General features: G+C 51.3%; 1 rRNA gene. It reads left to right on the top strand.

The annotated features are described in order from the left end of the window. Positions 1-620: ribosomal RNA gene (locus GPK90_RS16465) — 23S ribosomal RNA — on the top strand; the annotation flags it as partial.

Below are 620 nucleotides of genomic sequence, written 5' to 3'. Positions count from 1 at the left end.
GATTCCAGCTGCCGAGAAAAGCCGCTATTGTGTATCATGTGCCCGTACCGTAAACCGACACAGGTGGATGAGGAGAGAATCCTAAGGCCGGCGGGAGAAGCATTGTTAAGGAACTCGGCAAAATGACCCCGTAACTTCGGGATAAGGGGTGCCAGAGAGATCTGGCCGCAGAGAATAGGCTCAAGCAACTGTTTAGCAAAAACACAGGTCTATGCGAAACCGTAAGGTGATGTATATGGGCTGACGCCTGCCCGGTGCTGGAAGGTTAAGAGGAGAGGTTAGAGCAATCGAAGCTTTGAATTGAAGCCCCAGTAAACGGCGGCCGTAACTATAACGGTCCTAAGGTAGCGAAATTCCTTGTCGGGTAAGTTCCGACCCGCACGAAAGGCGTAATGATTTGAGCGCTGTCTCGACAATGCACCCGGTGAAATTGAAATACCAGTGAAGATGCTGGTTACCTGCGCCAGGACGGAAAGACCCCATGGAGCTTTACTCCAGCTTGATACTGGGATTCGGTAATGCATGCACAGGATAGGTGGGAGGCTATGAGTATGGAACTCCGGTTTCATATGAGCCGCTGTTGGGATACCACCCTTGCGTTACTGGGTTTCTAACCATGG

Origin of the sequence: Clostridium sp. MCC344 (assembly GCF_018785365.1) — a bacterium.
In the GTDB taxonomy this organism is placed as follows: domain Bacteria; phylum Bacillota; class Clostridia; order Lachnospirales; family Lachnospiraceae; genus Pilosibacter.
The sequence above is the reverse complement of the archived record's forward strand: the minus strand, read 5'-3'. Positions and strand labels throughout refer to the sequence as shown.